The sequence below is a fragment of the Stenotrophomonas sp. YJH_SMC_123 genome (genome assembly GCF_059368215.1).
In genome coordinates this window covers 316054-330786 of sequence record NZ_JCAFRM010000001.1, presented here as the reverse complement: position 1 = coordinate 330786, position 14733 = coordinate 316054, and the positions used below count along the sequence as shown (strand labels likewise).

Sequence of the window (14733 nt, the reverse complement as noted above, 5' to 3'; positions counted from 1 at the left end):
ATCACGATCAGCCAGCGTGATGGGCGCCGTCTCCCTGCCGGCATTGCCCTCTGCTAGAACTCTTCCCACCCCCCGGCATTGGCCGCCAGTGTCGGCTCGATGCGCGGCGACAGCGTTGCCGCCCTGCGCACCGGGGTGACCTTCGCGGCCACCGCAGCCAGGGCCGGACGCACGGCTGCAGCCGCCGTTACCGCGCCGGTGCGGAACACCGAAACCGCCTCGGCCAGCAGGTTCGCCTGCTCCTCCATGGAACGCGCCGCAGCACTGGCCTCTTCCACCAGTGCCGCATTCTGCTGCGTGGTCTCGTCCATCTGCACCACCGCCTGGTTCACCTGTTCGATGCCCGAGCTCTGCTCCTGCGAGGCAGCAGAGATATCGGCCATGATGTCGGTCACGCGCTGCACGGAAGCAACGATCTCGCCCATCGTGGTGCCTGCCTGTCGGACCAGCGCCGATCCATCGGCGACCTTGCCAACCGAATCCTCGATCAGGCCCTTGATCTCCTTGGCCGCACCGGCCGAGCGCTGTGCCAGCGTGCGCACCTCACTGGCCACCACCGCAAAGCCCCTGCCCTGCTCGCCGGCACGCGCGGCTTCCACCGCCGCGTTCAACGCCAGGATGTTGGTCTGGAAGGCAATGCCATCGATGACCGAGATGATCTCGGCGATCTTCTTCGACGAGGCCTCGATGGCCGACATCGTGGTGACCACCTGGCCGACCACCTCGCCGCCCTGCGAGGCGACACCGTGCGCACCGATGGCGAGCTGGTTGGCCTGGCGGGCGTGCTCGGCGTTCTGCTTCACGGTGGAGGTCAGTTCCTCCATCGACGCCGCCGTCTCTTCCAGGTTCGCCGCCTGCTGCTCGGTGCGCCGCGACAGATCGGTGTTGCCCGAGGCGATTTCGCCTGCCGCCAGATTGATGCTGGACGCGCTGGCTTGGATGCGCCCGACGATCTGCTTGAGCTGATCGACGGTGGCATTGCAGTCATCGCGCATGCGGGCGAACACGCCGTGGAAGTCGCCCTGCATGCGTACGGTGAGGTCACCGCGCGAGATCGCCTGCAGCAGGCTCGACACCTGCACCAGGTTCTGGTCGGTGGTCTGCATCAGGCGATTGAGCCCGGCCACCATGTCGCGGAAATCGTAGGCGAAGCGATCTTCATCGCCGCGCAGGCTGAAGTCGCCCGCCGCCGCGGCCGTCGCCAGCCGGCGGATCTCGCTGTTGATCGCCGACAGGCTGGCCTTGGTCTCGTCCATTGCCTGGGTGATCGCCGCCTTCTCGCCCGGCAGCGGATCCATGTCCACCGACAGGTCGCCACGGGCGTAATGCTTCATCACTTCGATCAGCCGGTTCTGTACCTGCACGTGTGAGCCGACCAGCGCGTTGGTCTCGTGCACCATGCGCCCGTAGTCACCAGGGAAGGCACTCTCGTCCATGCGATAGCTGAGGCTGCCCGCATCGTGCTGGCGGGCCAACTCGCCCTGCGCCGCCATCACCGACTGCAACTGCGCCTGCATGCGCTGCATCGACCTGAGCAGCTGCGTGACCTCATCGTTGCCGGAGGCGTCAATGCTGTTGTCCAGCCGCCCATTGGCGATGCCGTCGGCCAGCTTCACCGCGCCTTCCAGCGGGCGGGTCAGGCTGCGGGTGATGGCCCAGGCGGCCAGCGAGCCCAGTACCAGGCTCAACACGCCGAACACGATCGACAGCGTGCCGGTCCAGGATTCAGTTGAACGGTATTCCTCGCGGCTGCGCTCGGTCAGTGTCTCCTGATGCCGCAGCAGGGTCGAGATCGCTTCGTTCCACGCGGTTGCCAGCCCCTGCTCGGCAAGCAGTTCCTTGGCCGCGCCGTCGAAATCCCCGGCCTTCATGCGCTCGTGAAGATGCCGGGTGGAGGCGTCGGTGGCCTTGCGTGCCGCATCGATTTTCGCCACCAGGGTATCGCCGGTCGCGTCGCGCGGAATCCTGATGTACCTGGCCCAGATACCGTCGTAGGTCTGCGACAGCTCCTGCGCCTTCTGATAATCCTTGTCGAAATCCTCGCCGCGCTTGATCACCATCAGGCGGCGGTGCATCAACACCGCGTTGTTGGTATCCAGCATGTCGTTCAACAGCCGCATCTTCACCATGTTGACGTCCACCACTTTCTCGAACTGGGCGGACTTCAGGTGATTTCCGTACAGCGCCAGGCCAACGATGGCCACGATGAACAGCAGCAGCAATCCAAACCCGGCACCCAGCCGGGATCCCACTCGGAGGTTGCGTAAGGCGAGCATCTCAATTCCCTTGATCATGGCCGTACGATCGATGGCGGCGCAGCGCGGGGAAACTTTATGGGTCGATATTATTGTATCGATCCAAATCTCTGGAACTATGCAGACAGGTGTGAAGGACACACTTAATGGAGGTGGTTATTCCTACCGGGCATATCAATGCACGAGCACATCAATCGCAGTCATCACGCAGCGCTCGCGAGTCGTGACCGCAGAAACCGTCACTTGATGCACGGAGGGGGAGGATGAAGCCCATCGATCCGGCACCCTTCTGTCCAGAGGAACAACGCGCTGCTTCGCGACTACCGTCAGGGCTGCAATCTGGCATCTGCCATCGCAGGGCCCCGACCCTTGAGTATTTCAACCCTGATGAAGGGGTCCAGACCCCATTACAATCGACTGCCACTGATCTCCCACTTTGACCTTCAAGTCAATAAAACCGCAGTCATTGAGATTCTCGTCGCTCTGGAAGTAGGAGACGGGAAGGTCATCCCATGCTGCACGGACCCACGCGCTGCGCTGAGGCAATACGATCGAGGAGTGCATGGAAACTGCGTACTTTCTACTCATGCCTGTCCACGGAAATTGACTCCCAGGACCGCGCGACGGAAATTTCCTCAAGATACCGCTCAAGGTCTCTGAACGGAGAGACCCCTATAGCAGCGAAGGAGAACCACACGGCATCGCACTCGTCGCAGACAAATATCTGAACGCCGCGCTCCTTTACTTGAGCTTTCAACACCTCACCCTGCTCACAACGGGGACAGATCAAACTACCCCCCACCTCACCGGAGACGCAGATACAACGTTACTGACCATCCCAGAAACAATTTTCCAGACCTTTATTGCCGATGATACAGGAGGAGAATCTATTTCCATCACCCAGCCAGTCATCATTGACAGTGGAAGTTGAACGCGCCCGAGGGGGTCCTGCTGCCGATGGCACCAATCAATGAAGAAGAAGACTTCGGGCGAACTCTCTACCAGCTGATGGCCCTGCTATTGGCGATGGGTCACGTCGTTTTCTTCCCTGCAAACCGGCGCGCGCCACGACGGGAGTGCCGAGCACTTGACTCAGCAAAGAAGTTTGCCAAACCCCAGCATGGGTCCCCAAAGCATCCGGCGCTCAGCCATGTCCAACGCACAGGGAACAACGCTACAGTCGACATATGACGCTCATCCTGCAGATCGAAGGCTGTACCATTCACGACATCCCCAGCCTGTACGCGGAGATCAACCGCGTGTTCATGGCCGGCGAGGACTGGCAGCTCGGGCCAAGCCTGGACGCCCTGGATGATCTGCTGCATGGCGTCCATGGCGTGTTGGCCGGCCATGAGCGGGCCACGGTGATCTGGAGTGATATCGAGCACAGCCGCGCCGCACTGGGACGAACTACCACCCGCCAGTGGCTGCAGTCCAAGCTGGAAGCCCCGGGCACCGTCAACACGCGGATCATTGCGCGCCAGCTGGACGCCCTGCAACGGGGCGAGGGCCCAACCTACTTCGAGATCGTGATGGATATCTTCGCCAGCCACCGGCAGATCACCCTGGTCCCGGCCTGACCCCGTGGCTGTGCGGTACCCGCCTGCCACCGGTGGCGGCAGCCCTGTGCCCCAGCAGTTACCATGGACGGCCCTGTACCCGCTCCGTTGCCGCTGCCCTCCGGCGCGAACGGACGCCCCGGATTCACGAGCCCCATGTCCAAAGAAAAGTCCGCCGAACACACCCCGCTGATGAAGCAGTTCTTCGCAGCCAAGTCCGAGTATCCGGACCTGCTGCTGTTCTTCCGCATGGGCGACTTCTACGAGCTGTTCTACGACGATGCGCGCAAGGCCGCGCGCCTGCTCGACATCACCCTGACCCAGCGTGGCAGCTCCGGCGGCGCGCCGATTCCGATGGCCGGCGTGCCGGTACATGCCTATGAAGGCTACCTGGCGCGGTTGGTGGCGCTGGGCGAGTCGGTGGCGATCTGCGAGCAGATCGGCGACCCGGCGCTGGCCAAGGGCCTGGTCGAACGCAAGGTGGTGCGCATCGTCACCCCCGGCACCGTCACCGACGAAGCGCTGCTGGACGAGCGCCGTGACACCCTGCTGATGGCGCTGTCGCGCACGAAGCAGGGCTACGGCCTGGCCTGGGCCGACCTAGCCGGTGGCCGCTTCCTGGTCAATGAAGTCGAGACCGACGACGCGCTGGAAGCCGAACTGGCCCGACTGGAACCGGCCGAGCTGCTGGTGCCCGACGAGGAGAACTGGCCCGACTTCCTGCGCCAGCGCACCGGCGTGCGCCGCCGTGCGCCGTGGCTGTTCGACGCGGACAGCGGCCGCCGCCAGTTGCTGAACTTCTTCAAGCTGCACGATCTGAGCGGCTTCGGTATCGATGACAAGCCACGTGCCACCGCCGCCGCCGGCGCCCTGCTCGGTTATGTCGAAGAAACCCAGAAGCAGCGCCTGCCGCACCTGACCTCGATCGCGATGGAAACCGCCGCCGAGGCGATCGCGATGAACGCCGCCACCCGCCGCCACCTGGAACTGGATACGCGCGTCGACGGCGATACCCGCAATACCCTGCTGGGCGTGCTCGACAGCACGGTGACGCCGATGGGCGGGCGCCTGCTGCGCCGGTGGCTGCACCGCCCGCTGCGCCTGCGCGAGGTGCTGGTACAGCGCCACCATGCGGTGGAAACCCTGATCGATCGCGGCAGCGATGCCGACATCCGCGAACAGTTCCGCCGCCTCGGCGACCTGGAACGCATCCTGACCCGCGTCGCACTGCGTTCGGCGCGCCCGCGTGATTTCTCCACCCTGCGCGATGGCCTGGGCCTGCTGCCGGCGGTGCGCGAAGTGCTGGCGCCGCTGGATTCACCGCGCCTGCAGGCACTGCATGCCGCCTTGGGCGAGCACGACGCGTGCGCACAACTGCTGGCCAGCGCCATCGCCGAAATGCCGCCACTGAAGCTGAGCGACGGCGGCGTGCTGGCCGATGGCTTCGATGAAGAGCTGGACGAGCTGCGCCGCCTGTCCACCCATGCCGACCAGTTCCTGGTTGACCTGGAACTGCGCGAGCGCGAGAGCAGCGGCATTCCCACCCTGAAGGTGGGCTACAACCGCGTGCACGGCTACTACATCGAAATCAGCAAGGGCCAGTCCGATCGCGCGCCGGTGCACTACACCCGCCGCCAGACGCTGACCAATGCCGAGCGTTACATCACCGAAGAACTGAAGGCATTCGAGGACAAGGTGTTGTCCGCGCGCGACCGTTCGCTGTCGCGCGAGAAGTACCTGTACGAGCAGCTGCTGGACACCCTCGGCGAACAGCTGGAACCGTTGAAGCAGTGCGCCGCCGCGCTGAGCGAACTGGACGTGCTGGCCGCCTTCGCCGAACGCGCGCAGGCGCTGGACTGGTCGCGGCCGGAACTTGAAACGGCACCGTGCCTGAAGATCGAGCGTGGCCGCCATCCGGTGGTCGAGGCGGTGCGCGAGCAGCCGTTCGAACCCAACGATCTGGATCTGCATCCGGACCGCCGCATGCTGGTCATCACCGGTCCGAACATGGGTGGTAAATCGACCTACATGCGGCAGAACGCGCTGATCGTGCTGCTGGCCCACATCGGCAGCTTCGTGCCGGCCAGCCGGGCGCTGATCGGCCCGATCGACCGCATCCTGACCCGCATCGGCGCCGGTGACGACCTCGCCCGCGGGCAGTCGACCTTCATGGTCGAGATGGCCGAGACCAGCTACATCCTGCACCACGCCACCGCGCATTCGCTGGTGCTGATGGACGAGATCGGCCGTGGCACGTCCACCTACGACGGCCTGGCGCTGGCCGACGCGGTGGCCCGCCACCTGGCCTACCAGAACCGCTGCTACACGCTGTTCGCCACCCACTACTTCGAGCTGACCGCGCTGGCCGACGAGCAGCACGAGGGCGGCCGCAGCGGCATCGCCAACGTGCACCTGGATGCCGTCGAGCACGGTGAAGCGCTGGTGTTCATGCACGCCGTTAAGGACGGCCCGGCCAACCGCAGCTTCGGCCTGCAGGTGGCCGCACTGGCCGGCCTGCCGCGCGCCACCGTGGCGCAGGCGCGCCGTCGACTGGCCGAGCTGGAACAGCGCGGCGGTGAGAGCCATGCCGCCGAGCTGGCGCCGCAGGCATTGGATGCACCGCAGCAGTTCGGCCTGTTCGCGGCGCCGTCGAACAAGGCACAGGAAGCACTGGCCGCCATCGATCCGGACGAACTGACGCCGAAGCAGGCACTGGAAGCGCTGTACCGACTGAAAGCACTGCTGTAACCGCAGCACGCACCCATGGCTTCCCGCCGCCACGCGGGAGGCCTGTCGAAAGATCCGGCAAATCTGATTCTTTGTTTCAATTGACAAAAACTATCAAACTGAGCGGATCATTCGATTATTCATTTCATCTGGCCCTAGCTAAAGTCGAGTGAAGATGTTCCATCCCGTCTTCACCCGCAGGAGCCAGCCATGAGCCAGTCCGATAACAACAGCCCGAAATGTCCGTATCACACCGCGCCGTCGCCTGCGGAAGGCGCCCAGCAGCAGCGCGAGCTGAGCACTACCCCGAAGCAGAAGCACGGCGATGAACCGGTCACGCCGATGACCACGGCCTTCGGCGCACCGGTGGTGGACAACCAGAACAGCAAGACCGCCGGCCCGCGTGGCCCGCTGCTGGTGGAAGACGTGTGGCTGCTGGAAAAGCTGGCCAACCTCAACCGCGAGATCATTCCCGAGCGCCGCATGCACGCCAAGGGCTCGGGCGCATTCGGCACCTTCACCGTCACTCACGACATCAGCAAGTACACCCGCGCCAAGCTGTTCGAGAAGGTCGGCAAGCAGACCGAGATGTTCGCCCGCTTCACCACGGTGGCCGGCGAGCGTGGCGCCGCCGACGCCGAGCGTGACATCCGCGGCTTCGCCCTGAAGTTCTACACCGAAGAAGGCAATTGGGACCTGGTCGGCAACAACACGCCGGTGTTCTTCCTGCGCGACCCGCGCAAGTTCGCCGACCTCAACAAGGCCGTCAAGCGCGACCCGCATACCAACCTGCGCAGCGCACGCAACAACTGGGATTTCTGGACGCTGCTACCCGAAGCCCTGCTGCAGGTGACCGTGGTGATGAGCGACCGCGGCATTCCGCGCAGCTTCCGCCACATGCACGGTTTCGGCTCGCACACCTACAGCTTCACCAACGCCGACAGCGAGCGCTTCTGGGTGAAGTTCCACTTCATCAGCCAGCAGGGCATCGAATCGCTGACCGACGCGCAGGCGCAGATCCTGGTCGGCCATGACCGCGAAAGCCACGGCCGCGACCTGTTCGCCGCGATCGAGAAGGGCGACTTCCCGAAGTGGAAACTGTTCATCCAGGTCATGCCGGAACTGGAGGCGGAAACCTACCGCATCCATCCGTTCGACCTGACCAAGGTGTGGCCGAAGAGCGACTACCCGCTGATCGAAGTGGGCCAGTTCGAACTGAACCGCAATCCGGTCAACTGGTACCAGGACGTGGAGCAGTCAGCGTTCGCGCCGAGCAACCTGGTGCCGGGTATCGGCCCGTCGCCGGACAAGATGCTGCAGGCGCGCCTGTTCGCCTACTCCGATGCGCAGCGCTACCGCCTGGGCGTGAACCACCACCAGATTCCGGTGAACGCGGCGCGCTGCCCGGTGCACAGCAACCACCGCGACGGTGCGATGCGCGTGGACGGCAACTACGGCGGCCTGCCGCACTACGAGCCCAACAGCTACGGCCAGTGGCAGGAACAGCCGCAGTACCGCGAACCGCCGATGAAGATCCGGGGCGACGCCGACTTCTGGAACTTCCGTGAGGACGACGCCGACTACTTCAGCCAGCCCGGTGCGCTGTTCCGCAGCTACAACCAGGCACAGAAGGAGCGACTGTTCGCCAACACCGCCCGTGCCCTGGGCGATGCGCCGGACTTCATCAAGCAGCGCCACATCGACAACTGCAGCAAGGCCGACCCGGCCTATGGCGCTGGTGTTGCCGCGGCGCTGAAGGCGCTGGCCAGCCAGCCAACGGATCCGTTCAAGCCGGCCCAGCCGGAAGCGGACTTCCCCACCGCGACCCCGGGTGCCGAAGACATCGAGCTCTGATCGCCCTGCCCCGTGAACGCCACGCCGCCTCCCCGTGAGGCGGCGTCGCCGTTTTAACGGTCTGCGTCGTACCTTCTGCACGCCCAACCCCAATCAAGGATTCCGCAGATGAGCCTGACCGACGAACTTCTCGCCAAATTGCAGGGCGCCCCGCTGCAGCAGGTATCGCAGCAGCTCGGCATCAGCGATACCCAGGCCTCCGGTGCGATCAGTGCCGCGCTGCCGGTGCTGATGGGCGCGCTGGGCAACAACGCCTCGCAGCCGCAGGGCGCACAGGCGCTGCTCGGTGCACTGCAGAACAACCACAGCGGCCTGGACCTGAGCAGCGTGCTCGGCTCGGTACTGGGCGGCGGTGGCGGTGGCGCCGCCAGCGACGGTGCCGGCATCCTCGGCCACATCTTCGGCGGCAGCCAGCAGAAGGTGGAAACCGGCCTGGCCCAGGCCACCCAGCTCGACAGCGGCCGTACCAGCCAGCTGCTGCAGATCCTCGCACCGATCGTGATGGCCTTCCTCGCCCAGCGCCTCGGTGGTGGCCAGGCCGATGCCGGCTCGCTCAGCCAGGCCCTCGGCCAGGAGAAGCAGCAGGTGCAGCAACAGGGCGGCCTTGCCGGCGGCCTGCTTGGCAGCGTGCTGGACCAGGACGGTGACGGCCAGCTCGGCGTGGGCGATCTGCTGAAGATCGGCGGCAGCCTGCTGGGCGGCAAGCGCTGAGCCAAGGGGGCGCCGGACCCGGTCTGGCGCCCTGCAACTTACAACGCGTCGATATCGCCGAGCGCGCGGATCAACCGCCGTGCGCGTTTGTCCGGCTTGTGCTCCGGCGGCTGGAAACCATCGCGTGCGGCGATGCGCAGCGCCCGCTGCTCGGCGCGGCGGGCCCTGGAGGCCTCACTCTCGGCATACAGCTGCTGCGCCGCCGGCGCCGGCCCGCGCTGATCGCTCAGCCCCAGCACCTGGATCTCGAAATGCTCCTCGCCGCGTTCCACCTGCAGCTGCTCGCCGACGCGCACCGCGCGTGAGGATTTCGGGCGCTGCCCAGCCACGCTGACCTTGCCGGTCTCGATGGCCTGCTTGGCCAGGCTGCGGGTCTTGAAGAAACGGGCCGCCCACAGCCAGATGTCCAGGCGGACACTGGGCGGCAGCGGGGAAAGCTCGGTCATCGGTAGGGACTACTCCGTTCGCTTGTTCAGGGGACGCGGGTTGTCGGGGTCGGTGCGGCAGCCGCTGCCCCCGATCAGGGTGGGTACGCCGGCAGAAAGATCCTGGCGCTGGCTGCCGACCAGGCACTCGGGCCGGTCGGTGGGCCGCACCTGGGTATCGCCCAGCCGGTCACCTGTCGAACATGCGGCCAGTACGACGCTGATCAAGGCCAGCGCCAGGCTCCACTTCACCTGCAGTCGTTGATGCATTGCCACATCCCGCAAACCGGCTTGGTGCTAGTGTGCGCCTCCCGGGATTCGATCACCACTCCATGGCCAAAGCGCCGCTTGACCTGACCTCCGGCCCGATCGGCCGCAATCTCCTGCTGTTTTCCCTGCCGATCCTGGCAGGCAACATCGCGCAGTCGCTGAACGGTTCGGTGAATGCGGTCTGGGTCGGGCGCTTCCTCGGTGAGGCGGCACTGACCGCCACCGCGAACGCCAACAACATCATGTTCTTCCTTATCGGCTCGGTGTTCGGCTTCGGCATGGCTTCGACCATCCTGATCGGACAGGCGATCGGCGCGCGCGACATCGCGCAGGCGCGGCGCGTGGTCGGCACCAGTGCCACCTTCTTCATCGGCCTGTCGGTGATCATCGCCATCGCCGGCTGGTTCATGGCCCATCCGCTGCTGGCAGCGATGGGCACGCCGGCCGCCTCGCTGCCATTGGCCGAGGCCTACCTGCAGATCATCTTCCTGGCGATGCCGACGCTATACGCGTTCGCCTTCCTCACCGCCGCCCTGCGCGGTGCCGGTGATTCGCGCACGCCGTTCCGCTTCCTGATGGTATCGGTGGCACTGGACATCGTGCTGAACCCGGTACTGATCTTCGGGATGGGGCCCTTCCCCGCGCTGGGCATCGCCGGCTCGGCCTGGGCCACGCTGGTCGCGCAGACGTTGTCGCTGGCCGGCCTGCTGCTGTACATGCGGCACAAGCGCCACACCCTGTGGCTGGGCCGCGCCGACCTGCGCCTGTTCAAGCTCGACATGACCATCCTCAAGGCGCTGGTGGTCAAGGGCGTGCCGATGGGCCTGCAGATGGTGCTGATTTCGCTGTCGGTGATCCTGCTGATGACCATGGTCAACCAGTACGGCACCGACACCGGCGCCGGCTACGGTGCTGCCCTGCAGCTGTGGAACTACCTGCAGATGCCGGCGATGGCGATCGGTGCGGCGTGTTCTTCGATGGCCGCACAGAACGTCGGTGCGCAGCGCTGGGACCGCGTGCGCGGTACCGCACGCCAGGGCGTGCTGTTCAACTTCCTGCTGACCGGCGCGCTGATCCTGCCGTTGGTTGTGTTCGATCGCCAGCTGCTGGCGCTGTTCCTGCCGCCGGCCAGCCAGGCGCTGGACATCGCCCGCCACCTCAACCATGTGGTGATCGGCTCGTTCCTGTTCTTCGGCGTCAGCTTCGTGATCTCCGGCGTGGTGCGCTCCACCGGCGCGGTGATTCCGCCACTGCTGATCCTGGCCGGCTCGCTGTGGGGCGTGCGCGTGCCGTTCGCCGAACTGCTGCAGCCGTACTGGGGCGCCGATGCAATCTGGTGGAGCTTCCCGGTCAGCTCGCTGGTGTCGATGCTGCTGTCGCTGGCGTATTACCGCTGGGGCGGCTGGCGCAAGGCGAAGATGATGGGCAAGCCCTCGCATGCCGAAGAACTGGCGACGCCGTCGGAGATTCCGGCCTGTCCGCCGTCGCCGGTGGCCGACCCGGATGCCGCACCGCTGCGGTAGTGCCGGCCGCCGGCCGGCAACCTCATGGACCGGCCAATGACAAGGTAGTGCCGGCCGCTGGCCGGCAACCTCACACCTCTCCAGCAGCATCGCGCAACAGCCGGCCAGCGGCCGGCTCTACCGTTTCTTCTTCGCCGCATTGAACGCCGCCGCTGCGCGCAGCAGCGCCTTGAACGCAGCGGCATCCGGCTTCGCACCTTCATGGATGTCGATCGCACGCCGCGTGTTGCCCTCCAGGCTGGCGTTGAACAGGCCCTTCGGGTCCGCCAGCGCCGCACCGTTGGCGAAGGTCAGTTTCACTGCCTGCTTGTAGGTTTCGCCGGTGCACAGGATGCCGTTGTGCTCCCACACCGGTGTACCGCGCCACTTCCAGGCTTCCTGCACGTCCGGCAGCGCTTCATGGATCAATGCACGCACGCGTGCCAGCGTTTCGCCGCGCCAGTCTCCCAGTTCGGCGATGCGTGCATCGATCAGTTCGGTCGCCGGGATTCCGGCATCGTCAGGGTTCGGAGCATGCGTGGCCATCAGCGGTTCTCGTCGGGAAAGGAATCAGAACGGTGGGCTTACATGCGCTCGCCGGGCAACGCGGCGGCCTGGCGCACCCAGTCGAGGAACTGTGCCTCATCCAGCGCGCCATCCTGTGCGATATGCAGGTAGCGCGTATCGGCACTCCTGGACGGCTCGGGCGGCATCGGCTTCAGCACCGCGCCACGAAAGAACGCCACCTTGATGTAGCGGGTGAAGTAATGGAAGCTGAGAAACCAGCCTTCGCCCGGCGCCACCGCATACATCGGCGAGTTCCACTTCACCGCCTTGTGCACGCCGGGTACGGCCCGTTCGATCAACGCATCCAGCTGTGCGCCGACCGGGCGTTTCCAGTCCGGCATGGCGGCGATGTATGCCTGCACCGGAGGATCGCCCTCGCCCTTGGCGATCCGGGGGTTGCCGCCGGACAACAGCGTGGGCGCGGTGGAAGGTGCGGTTCGCTTGGCAGGCATCGCACGGCACGTCCATCGGGATGAAACCGCAGCCTAGCGCGGCCCGTAGCCAGCGGTCACGGCGCAGTGCGCCATCGGCTCAGTCCGCCTGCCGCGCCCGGAACTGGCGCCAGTCCGGCAGCTTGCGGTGGCGGCGCAGCGAGCGCATCAGCGCCGCCATCACAAGGCCGAACAGCGCGCCGGCCACCAGACCGGCCACCAGCAACAGCACCAGCGGACGTTCGCTGCCCTGCCACAGCATCAGCCACATCAGCGCGGTCCAGAACAGCCCGAACAGCAGGCCCTGCACCAACGCGTTGGTGCCAAAGCCGGCCAGGATCGGTGGCGGCAGTGCGATGCCCAGGCGCCACAACAGGCGATGCAGCAACGGCGCCGATTGCACGCGTGCCAGCCCCTTGCCGTCGAGAAAGCGCAACGCCGACTGGATCACGGCCGGATAGCGAAGGTTGATGTCGTTCATCACCTGATCGTGGCCGATGCGATGCCGGAAACGCAAACGGCCACCCGAAGGTGGCCGTCGCGGCAACAACCGAAGTTGTTTATCAGGCCTTGTCGGCCAGACGGGCAGCCTTGGCGGCAGCAGCGGCAGCCAGGTCTTCCTTGATGCGGGCAGCCTTGCCTTCCAGGCCACGCAGGTAGTACAGCTTGCCGGCGCGGACCTTACCACGACGCTTCACTTCGACCGAGTCGATGATGGCGCTGTGGGTCTGGAAAACGCGCTCGACGCCGTAGCCGTGCGAGATCTTGCGGACGGTGAACGAGGAGTTCAGGCCGGCGTTCTTGGTGGCGATGACGACGCCTTCGTAGGCCTGCACGCGCTCGCGGCTGCCTTCCTTCACCTTCACGTTGACGACAACGGTGTCGCCCTGGCTGAACTTCGGCAGTTCACGGGTGATCTGGGCGGATTCGAATTCCGCGACGATGGACTTGTTCAGCTTGCTCATGGGTTACACCGATTCTTGTTCGGGTGGGCGTGTCGTATCGACAACGTAGGCTCATGCAGTCACCGGACTGTGCTGCACGTTTGTTTTGGGTACTGCGCGCGCCGACCAGGGCCGACGGGAATTGGCCATGATAGCCGATAAAGCCGACCCTGCGCTAGGGGCTGGCCTTCTGGTTCCGGGCCTGACGGCCCTGCTCCAGCAGTTTGCGGTCGGCCTTGCCCAGTGCCTGCTCATCCAGCAGGTCCGGGCGCCGCTCGGCGGTCCGGAGCAGCGACTGCTGGCGGCGCCAGGCGGCGATGGCCGCGTGGTTGCCCGAGCGCAGCACGTCCGGTACGTCACCCAGCGGGTGCTGGGCCGGCTGGCTGTAGTGCGGGCAGTCGAGCAGGCCGAGGTCGCCCTCGAAGCTGTCCTGCGCCGCCGATTCGGCGTCGTTCAGGGCACCGTCCTGCAGGCGGGCCACGGCGTCGATGATCACCGCCGCGCCCAGTTCACCCCCGGACAGCACGTAGTCGCCGAGGGAGATCTCCTCGTCGACATTGGCCTCCAGGAAACGCTCGTCGATGCCCTCGTAGCGGCCGCAGAGCAGGACCACGCGCGGCAGCGCCGCCAGTTCCCGCACCTTGGCCTGGGTCAGCGGCGCCCCCTGCGGGCTGAGGTAGATCACCCGCGCCGGGGTCGGATCGGCCTCACGGATCGCCTGCAGGCAGGCCTGCAACGGCTCGATCAGCATCACCATGCCCGGGCCACCACCGAACGGACGGTCGTCCACGCGGCGGTAGTTGCCTTCGGCGTAATCACGGGGGTTCCAGCCGTGCAGGCTGAACAGCCCCTTCTCCTGCGCGCGCCCGACCACGCCCAGTCCGGCGGACTGGGCGAGGAACTCGGGGAACAGGGTGATGACGTCGAAACGCATGCTCACGCTCAGAACTCGGGATCCCAGTCGACCACGACCAGGTTGGCCTCGAAGTCGACCGACTTGACGAAGTCCGGCTGCACGAACGGAATCATCCGCTCGCGGTCACCGCGGACCACCACCACGTCGTTGGCGCCGGTGCTGAACAGGTGCGAGACCTGGCCCAGGGCAACGCCCTCGGTGGTCTTCACGTCCAGGCCTTCCAGGTCCACCCAGTAGTACTCATCGGGCTTCGGTGGCGGCAATGCACTGCGGGCCACGTAGATCTCGGTGCCGTGCATCGCTTCGACGGTATCGCGGTCCTCGACGCCGGGGAAACGGGCGACCAGGTGCTTGCCGCTGTCGCGGCCACGCACACCTTCAATCGTGGTTTCCACGCCGGACGGGCTGCGCACGATCCACGGCTGGTAACGGAAAATGGCGGAACGTGGCTCGGTCCAGGACTCGAGCTTGATTTCGCCGCGCACACCAAAAGCGCCGACAACCCTGCCCAGCAGGATGCGGCGCTCGATATCTTTCATCTGCTTCAACCAAGAGGGCCACGCCAAAGCGTG

At 65.7% G+C, this 14733-nt stretch carries 14 protein-coding genes; 5 read left to right on the top strand and 9 right to left on the bottom strand.

Translation table 11 applies throughout. The features are described from left to right. Positions 1 to 53: 53 nt before the first annotated feature. Positions 54 to 2276, bottom strand: a complete 2223-nt coding sequence (locus AC5P5W_RS01525; RefSeq protein ID WP_197574695.1) for a methyl-accepting chemotaxis protein — start codon at positions 2274 to 2276, stop codon at positions 54 to 56. Between the two features lie 1166 nt (positions 2277 to 3442). Here AC5P5W_RS01525 and AC5P5W_RS01520 point away from each other — a divergent pair. The 4 genes from AC5P5W_RS01520 to AC5P5W_RS01505 all read left to right on the top strand — a co-directional run bounded on the left by AC5P5W_RS01520 (position 3443) and on the right by AC5P5W_RS01505 (position 9106). Beyond that, positions 3443 to 3835, top strand: a complete 393-nt coding sequence (locus tag AC5P5W_RS01520; RefSeq protein WP_495220787.1) for a barstar family protein — start codon at positions 3443 to 3445, stop codon at positions 3833 to 3835. 135 nt (positions 3836 to 3970) lie between these two features. After that, positions 3971 to 6562: a DNA mismatch repair protein MutS gene (mutS, locus tag AC5P5W_RS01515; protein WP_197574689.1), complete on the top strand. Its 2592-nt coding sequence runs from the start codon at positions 3971 to 3973 to the stop codon at positions 6560 to 6562. Positions 6563 to 6751: 189 nt separating this feature from the next. Continuing rightward, positions 6752 to 8395 carry a catalase gene (locus tag AC5P5W_RS01510; RefSeq protein WP_495220786.1) on the top strand — a complete coding sequence of 548 codons (1644 nt, stop codon included), beginning with the start codon at positions 6752 to 6754 and terminating at the stop codon, positions 8393 to 8395. Positions 8396 to 8503: 108 nt separating this feature from the next. Next, entirely contained in the window at positions 8504 to 9106 is a 603-nt protein-coding gene (locus AC5P5W_RS01505; RefSeq protein ID WP_111205789.1) for a DUF937 domain-containing protein, read from the top strand. Positions 9107 to 9144: 38 nt separating this feature from the next. Here AC5P5W_RS01505 and AC5P5W_RS01500 read toward each other — a convergent pair whose 3' ends face one another. Both AC5P5W_RS01500 and AC5P5W_RS01495 read right to left on the bottom strand, forming a co-directional pair. Next, positions 9145 to 9552, bottom strand: a complete 408-nt coding sequence (locus tag AC5P5W_RS01500; RefSeq protein ID WP_069117404.1) for an RNA-binding S4 domain-containing protein — start codon at positions 9550 to 9552, stop codon at positions 9145 to 9147. 9 nt (positions 9553 to 9561) lie between these two features. Beyond that, the gene (locus AC5P5W_RS01495) at positions 9562 to 9801 is read right to left on the bottom strand and encodes a hypothetical protein (RefSeq protein ID WP_014646407.1); all 240 of its coding nucleotides are present in this window, start codon (positions 9799 to 9801) and stop codon (positions 9562 to 9564) included. 62 nt (positions 9802 to 9863) lie between these two features. Here AC5P5W_RS01495 and AC5P5W_RS01490 point away from each other — a divergent pair, with 62 nt between their 5' ends. Next, on the top strand, positions 9864 to 11324 hold the full coding sequence (locus AC5P5W_RS01490; RefSeq protein WP_197574688.1) for an MATE family efflux transporter: 1461 nt from the start codon (positions 9864 to 9866) through the stop codon (positions 11322 to 11324). A 117-nt stretch (positions 11325 to 11441) separates the two neighbouring features. On the opposite strand, the gene AC5P5W_RS01485 is transcribed toward AC5P5W_RS01490, so the two are convergent. The 6 genes from AC5P5W_RS01485 to rimM all read right to left on the bottom strand — a co-directional run bounded on the left by AC5P5W_RS01485 (position 11442) and on the right by rimM (position 14700). Beyond that, complete coding sequence (locus tag AC5P5W_RS01485) at positions 11442 to 11849, bottom strand: DUF1801 domain-containing protein (RefSeq protein ID WP_197574687.1); 408 nt, start codon at positions 11847 to 11849, stop codon at positions 11442 to 11444. A gap of 38 nt (positions 11850 to 11887) precedes the next feature. Continuing rightward, a complete protein-coding gene (locus AC5P5W_RS01480) occupies positions 11888 to 12322 on the bottom strand; it encodes a DUF1801 domain-containing protein (protein WP_197574686.1) in 435 nt (144 codons plus the stop codon). A gap of 79 nt (positions 12323 to 12401) precedes the next feature. Next, entirely contained in the window at positions 12402 to 12782 is a 381-nt protein-coding gene (locus tag AC5P5W_RS01475) for a DUF6404 family protein (RefSeq protein WP_032956354.1), read from the bottom strand. A gap of 82 nt (positions 12783 to 12864) precedes the next feature. Next, the gene (gene rplS, locus AC5P5W_RS01470; RefSeq protein ID WP_005415736.1) at positions 12865 to 13266 is read right to left on the bottom strand and encodes a 50S ribosomal protein L19; all 402 of its coding nucleotides are present in this window, start codon (positions 13264 to 13266) and stop codon (positions 12865 to 12867) included. A gap of 154 nt (positions 13267 to 13420) precedes the next feature. Continuing rightward, the gene (gene trmD, locus AC5P5W_RS01465; RefSeq protein ID WP_046429552.1) at positions 13421 to 14179 is read right to left on the bottom strand and encodes a tRNA (guanosine(37)-N1)-methyltransferase TrmD; all 759 of its coding nucleotides are present in this window, start codon (positions 14177 to 14179) and stop codon (positions 13421 to 13423) included. An 8-nt stretch (positions 14180 to 14187) separates the two neighbouring features. After that, complete coding sequence (rimM, locus tag AC5P5W_RS01460) at positions 14188 to 14700, bottom strand: ribosome maturation factor RimM (RefSeq protein ID WP_010483256.1); 513 nt, start codon at positions 14698 to 14700, stop codon at positions 14188 to 14190. Positions 14701 to 14733 lie beyond the last annotated feature (33 nt).

What these genes read in the sequence shown, in the direction of transcription:
- AC5P5W_RS01525 (WP_197574695.1), bottom strand. Translation starts at nt 2,276, where the DNA reads ATGCTCGCCTTACGCAACCTCCGAGTGGGATCCCGGCTGGGTGCCGGG.
- AC5P5W_RS01520 (WP_495220787.1), top strand. Translation starts at nt 3,443, where the DNA reads ATGACGCTCATCCTGCAGATCGAAGGCTGTACCATTCACGACATCCCC.
- mutS (WP_197574689.1), top strand. Translation starts at nt 3,971, where the DNA reads ATGTCCAAAGAAAAGTCCGCCGAACACACCCCGCTGATGAAGCAGTTC.
- AC5P5W_RS01510 (WP_495220786.1), top strand. Translation starts at nt 6,752, where the DNA reads ATGAGCCAGTCCGATAACAACAGCCCGAAATGTCCGTATCACACCGCG.
- AC5P5W_RS01505 (WP_111205789.1), top strand. Translation starts at nt 8,504, where the DNA reads ATGAGCCTGACCGACGAACTTCTCGCCAAATTGCAGGGCGCCCCGCTG.
- AC5P5W_RS01500 (WP_069117404.1), bottom strand. Translation starts at nt 9,552, where the DNA reads ATGACCGAGCTTTCCCCGCTGCCGCCCAGTGTCCGCCTGGACATCTGG.
- AC5P5W_RS01495 (WP_014646407.1), bottom strand. Translation starts at nt 9,801, where the DNA reads ATGCATCAACGACTGCAGGTGAAGTGGAGCCTGGCGCTGGCCTTGATC.
- AC5P5W_RS01490 (WP_197574688.1), top strand. Translation starts at nt 9,864, where the DNA reads ATGGCCAAAGCGCCGCTTGACCTGACCTCCGGCCCGATCGGCCGCAAT.
- AC5P5W_RS01485 (WP_197574687.1), bottom strand. Translation starts at nt 11,849, where the DNA reads ATGGCCACGCATGCTCCGAACCCTGACGATGCCGGAATCCCGGCGACC.
- AC5P5W_RS01480 (WP_197574686.1), bottom strand. Translation starts at nt 12,322, where the DNA reads ATGCCTGCCAAGCGAACCGCACCTTCCACCGCGCCCACGCTGTTGTCC.
- AC5P5W_RS01475 (WP_032956354.1), bottom strand. Translation starts at nt 12,782, where the DNA reads ATGAACGACATCAACCTTCGCTATCCGGCCGTGATCCAGTCGGCGTTG.
- rplS (WP_005415736.1), bottom strand. Translation starts at nt 13,266, where the DNA reads ATGAGCAAGCTGAACAAGTCCATCGTCGCGGAATTCGAATCCGCCCAG.
- trmD (WP_046429552.1), bottom strand. Translation starts at nt 14,179, where the DNA reads ATGCGTTTCGACGTCATCACCCTGTTCCCCGAGTTCCTCGCCCAGTCC.
- rimM (WP_010483256.1), bottom strand. Translation starts at nt 14,700, where the DNA reads ATGAAAGATATCGAGCGCCGCATCCTGCTGGGCAGGGTTGTCGGCGCT.